A 4,824-nucleotide genomic window follows, 5' to 3' on the forward strand; every position below is an offset into this window, starting at 1 on the left:
CCGCGACGGACACCCGCACGCCGGAACAACGGCCGGCGTGCGGGTGTCCGTCGCGGCCGTGGCGGTGGTCGTCGTCGGTACGGGCGCAACGGTCGCGTACCAGTACCTGCCGCCCTCGACGACCAAGGCACCCACCACGGGAGCCTCCACTTCCGCGCCCTCTTCTGGTGGTGATTCCGGTGCGGGTGGGTCGGCCCAGGCCGCGAACGCCGGTTTCGGTGTGCCGACGACGACCGAGAACTGCCCGGCGGCCGACGTGGCCGGTCTGGGCGGTCGCTGCACGACGACCGCCGAGTGCTGGGGCGGCATGGTGGTCACCGTCGGCATCGTCAGCGTGAACCGCTCCGACTGCCTGGTGTCCCACCCGTGGGAGACCTTCGCGATAGCCCCGCTCCCTTCCGACGGGATGACCAACAACCAGCGGGAGCTGGAGAACCACCCGGCCTTCCGCGAACTGTGCTCCCGCGAGGTCCTGGCCGGGTCCAGGCAGGGGGCCGCACTCAAGATCGCGCCCGACCGCTGGACCATCGACGTACTCCCGCCCACGCAGACCCAGTTCGACGACGGGCTGCGCGTCATGCGCTGCGTGGCCACGGTCACCGGTGAGGAGTCGACGGGGGCGAACTTCCGCCCCCGGACATGAGCCCGCCCCCGCCTGTCGTTCCGACTGTCCGGCATCCGGGCGGTGGTTGACGTACGGCGGGACGTATTGCTCAATTGTTCGCATGGAAGCCCAGCAGCAGCGCTTGGTGACGCGCGGCCACATCGACCTCTGTCGAGTGTGCTCCGCCGCGTGTCGCGCCTGACTCGGCGACAGGCCGCCTGACCGGCCCCTGCTCTCTTCGCCCCTTTCTTTGCTTCCTCCCTTCCTTCAGTGCTTCCCGCACTGCCCTCTGCCTCGTCCTCTGCCTCCCCTTTTCTTCCTGACGTGTCGTCAAGTGCGGCCGTACGCAGGGCTGTTCAGCCATGCCCGCGTACGGGGCCCGCCGGTCGAGACGGTTCCCGGAACCTGAGAAAGGCCGCCCACCATGCCCGTACCCGTACCCGTACCCGCGCCCGTGGAGTTCCTCGGCGTCGCCACGAACGGCGACGGCACCGCCGACTCCGCCGCACCACCGGCCGGAACAGCGCCTCCGCCCGCCCCGGACGACCTGGCCACACTGAAGGTCGTCCCCGTACGCCACTACGCCCGCTGGGCGGCGACCGGCACCGTGATCGTGCTGGTCGCGCAGTTCGCGCACGGGCTGTTCACCAACCCGGTGTGGGAGTGGGGTGTCTTCCGCGACTACGTCCTGTCCGAGACGATCGTCCAGGCGGTCGGCGTGACCCTCCAACTGACCGCGTACGCGGCGGTGTTGGGCTTCCTCTTCGGCACGGTACTGGCCTTCATGCGGCTGTCGAGGAGCCCGGTGCTGCGGACCGTCGCCTGGGCCTACATCTGGATCTTCCGGTCGATCCCGATGATCGTCCAGTTGGTGTTCTGGTTCAACCTGGGTGCCCTGTACGACCGGTTGGGCGTCGGGATCCCCTTCGGGCCGGTGTTCTGGTCGGTCGACAGCAACACACTGATCGGCACCATCGGCGCCGCGATCATCGGACTGACGCTGCATCAGGCCGCGTACTCCGCCGAGATCGTCCGGGGTGGTGTCATCGCCGTCGACCAGGGCCAGTTGGAGGCCGCCGCCGCGCTGGGCATCCCCCGGCTGCGGCAGATCCGGCGGATCGTGCTCCCGCAGGCCATGCGCGCCATCCTGCCCACGGCGGGCAACGAGATAGTCGGCCTGCTCAAGGGCACCTCGGTGGTCTACGTGATGGCGATCGGTGAACTCTTCTACCAGGTCCAGGTGGTCTACGGCCGCAACGGCCGGGTGATCCCGCTCCTGCTGGTCGCCACCGCCTGGTACGTCGTACTCACCTCCCTCCTGACGGTCGTCCAGTACTACGTGGAGCGCCACTTCGCCCGGGGCGCCGACCGCACCCCGCCGCCCACCCCGCTCCAGCGCGTACGCCGCTCCGTACGGGACCTGCGCACCGCGGCGGCCCGGCGCGGCGGACCCGTGGTCCCCCTGAACCTCGCGGAAGGCAAGCGATGAGCGACGTGACCGACCTGAGCGGAGCAATGGTGGACGTCCGGGGCGTGCACAAGAGCTTCGGCCCGCTGGAAGTGCTGCGTGGCGTCGACCTCCAGGTCCGCGCGGGCGAGGTCACCGTGATCCTCGGCCCCTCCGGCTCGGGCAAGTCCACCCTGCTGCGCACCATCAACCACCTGGAGAAGGTCAGCAGCGGCTGGATCAGCATCGACGGCGAGCTGATCGGCTACCGGCGCTCCGGCGGCAAACTGCACGAGCTGCGGGAGAGGGACGTACTGAAGCAGCGCACCCACATCGGGTTCGTGTTCCAGGACTTCAACCTCTTCCCGCATCTCACCGTGCTGGAGAACCTCGTCGAGGCACCCGTCTCCGCGCTGCGCCGCCCGCGCAAGGAGGCCGTAGCCACCGCGGAACGCCTCCTCGAACGGGTCGGTCTGACGGACAAGAAGGCCGCCTACCCAAGGCAGTTGTCCGGCGGCCAGCAGCAGCGCGTCGCCATCGCCCGCGCACTCGCCCTCGAACCCAAGGTGCTCCTCTTCGACGAGCCGACCTCGGCCCTCGACCCGGAACTGGTCGGCGAAGTCCTGGACGTCATCAAGGACTTGGCCGGCACCGGCACCACCATGATCGTCGTGACCCACGAGATCGGCTTCGCCCGCGAGGTCGCCGACACCGTGGTGTTCATGGACGGCGGAGTCATCGTCGAACAGGGCCCGCCCCCGGCCGTCCTGGACGCTCCGCAGCACGAGCGCACCTGCGCCTTCCTCTCCAAGGTCCTCTGACCCACGGCCACTTGTCCGGCCGCAGTTCCTCTCTTCCTCACCCCCCTGTCTGCCTCACCCCCCTGTCTGCCTCACCCCGCAAGGAGTACGACCGTGTCCATCAACCTCGCCCGCCGATCCACCGCAGCCGCCCTGGGACTCGCCTCCGCCCTGGTCCTCGCCGCCTGCGCCAACCCCTCGGACGGCGGGACCACCGAGGTCGCGGCCACGAAGGGCGTCGGCAGCGGTACGAAGATCAACCTGAGCCCCGACCAGAACCGTGTCACCACCGCCAAGGTCGACTCCATAGCCGCAGAACTACCCGCGAAGATCCGTGCCAGAGGCACCTTGGAGATCGTCGCCTCCTCCGGCAGCGCCGCCCCCCTGGGCTTCTACGCCACCGACAACAAGACCAGGATCGGTGTCGAGTCCGACATCGCCCACCTGGTCTCCGAAGTGCTGGGCCTCAAGCCGGACTTCAACACCGTGTCCTGGGAGAACATCTTCGTCGGCCTCGACAGCGCCAAGTACGACGTCGGCTTCAGCAACATCACCGTCACCGAGGAACGCAAGGAGAAGTACGACTTCGCCACGTACCGCGAGGACAACCTCGGCTTCGAGGCGAAGAAGGGCAGCGGTCTGAAGATCGCCGGGCCCAAGGACGTGGCGGGCAGGACCATCGCCGTGAGCAGCGGCACCAACCAGGAGAAACTGCTCATCGAGTGGAGCAAGGAGGACGAGAAGGCCGGTCTGAAGCCGGTGAACATCAAGTACTACCAGAACGACAGCGACACCTACCTCGCCCTCCAGTCCGGCCGCATCGACCTCTACCTCGGCCCCAACCCGACCGCCGCCTACCACGCGGCCGCCACCGGCAGGACGGAGGTCGTCGGCACCTACTCCGGCGCGGGCGCCACCCTCCAGGGCCTCATCGCGGCCACCACCAAGAAGGACAGCGGCCTGGTCAAGCCGCTCGCCGACGCCCTCAACGAGGTCATCAAGAACGGCACGTACGGCAAGGTCCTGGAGCGCTGGGGCCTGTCCAACGAGGCCGTGACCAAGTCGGAGATCAACCCGCCCGGCCTGCCCAAGACCAACCAGTAGCGGAGTAGGCGGGCAGGCGAACAGATGATCAGGGCGCGGAGACCGGGATGCCGAAGGAATTCCGGGTCAACGCGCCCTGAATCACGTTGAGTCGGCCTGGGCGGCCGGTGCGGGACCGGGCGACGACTACGCGTTCGCGTGGGGCGGAGACCAGGCAGTCGAACCTACCGTGAGCTGCGGCGGGGCGCCGAGTTCAGAGGGCCTCCGCGAAGGGACACGGAGGATTCAATGACCCGGAAGAACCGGCAGAACCGGAAGACCCGGCAGAACCGGCAGACCCGGAATGCCTGGCACACCGCGCGGCCCGAGAGGGATTCCGCATGAGCACCCCGACTCCTGTGCTGTTCATCCACGGACTGTGGCTCCACGCCACGTCCTGGACACCGTGGATCGAACTCTTCAACGACCGCGGATACGACGCCACAGCACCGGGCTGGCCCGGCGACCCGGACACCGTCCAGGAGGCCCGGGCGCATCCCGAGCGCCTGGCCGACCACGGCATCGACGACGTGGTCGAGCACTACGCGGAGATCATCCGCGGCCTCGGCACCAGGCCGGTCCTGGTCGGGCACTCCTTCGGCGGCATGATCGCGCAGAAGCTGCTCGGCCAGGACCTGGCCGCCGCGGCGGTGGCGATCGACGCCGCTCAGATCAAGGGCGTACTGCCGTTGCCGCTGTCGGCGCTGCGGGCCACGCTGCCCGTGTTCAAGAACCCCGCCAACAGGCACCGGGCCATCTCGCTGACCAGCGAACAGTTCCGGTACGCGTTCGGCAACGCCGTCTCCGAGGAGGAGTCGCGGCAGCTCTACGAGCGGTGGACCGTCCCGGCGCCCGGCAAACCCCTCTTCGAGGCAGCCGCCGCCAACTTC

Annotated in this window: 4 protein-coding genes and 1 pseudogene; all 5 read left to right on the top strand. The window is 68.8% G+C overall.

Annotated elements, in window-relative coordinates; all coding sequences use genetic code 11:
• Nucleotides 1-643: pseudogene (locus tag AOK08_RS25090) on the top strand (serine/threonine-protein kinase); the annotation flags it as partial.
• A gap of 385 nt (nucleotides 644-1,028) precedes the next feature.
• Nucleotides 1,029-2,093, top strand: a complete 1,065-nt coding sequence (locus AOK08_RS25095; protein WP_241827080.1) for an amino acid ABC transporter permease — start codon at nucleotides 1,029-1,031, stop codon at nucleotides 2,091-2,093.
• Nucleotides 2,090-2,872: an amino acid ABC transporter ATP-binding protein gene (locus tag AOK08_RS25100; RefSeq protein WP_055530098.1), complete on the top strand. Its 783-nt coding sequence runs from the start codon at nucleotides 2,090-2,092 to the stop codon at nucleotides 2,870-2,872. Before AOK08_RS25095 ends, AOK08_RS25100 begins: the two co-directional genes overlap by 4 nt.
• Before the next feature lie 93 nt (nucleotides 2,873-2,965).
• Nucleotides 2,966-3,955: an ABC transporter substrate-binding protein gene (locus AOK08_RS25105; protein WP_055530099.1), complete on the top strand. Its 990-nt coding sequence runs from the start codon at nucleotides 2,966-2,968 to the stop codon at nucleotides 3,953-3,955.
• A 320-nt stretch (nucleotides 3,956-4,275) separates the two neighbouring features.
• On the top strand, nucleotides 4,276-4,824 hold a 549-nt coding region (locus tag AOK08_RS25110), incomplete at its 3' end, for an alpha/beta hydrolase (protein WP_055530101.1).

The sequence above is a fragment of the Streptomyces graminilatus genome (assembly GCF_001418565.1).
GTDB lineage: Bacteria > Actinomycetota > Actinomycetes > Streptomycetales > Streptomycetaceae > Streptomyces > Streptomyces graminilatus.

What these genes read in the sequence shown, in the direction of transcription:
- AOK08_RS25095 (WP_241827080.1), top strand. Translation starts at nt 1,029, where the DNA reads ATGCCCGTACCCGTACCCGTACCCGCGCCCGTGGAGTTCCTCGGCGTC.
- AOK08_RS25100 (WP_055530098.1), top strand. Translation starts at nt 2,090, where the DNA reads ATGAGCGACGTGACCGACCTGAGCGGAGCAATGGTGGACGTCCGGGGC.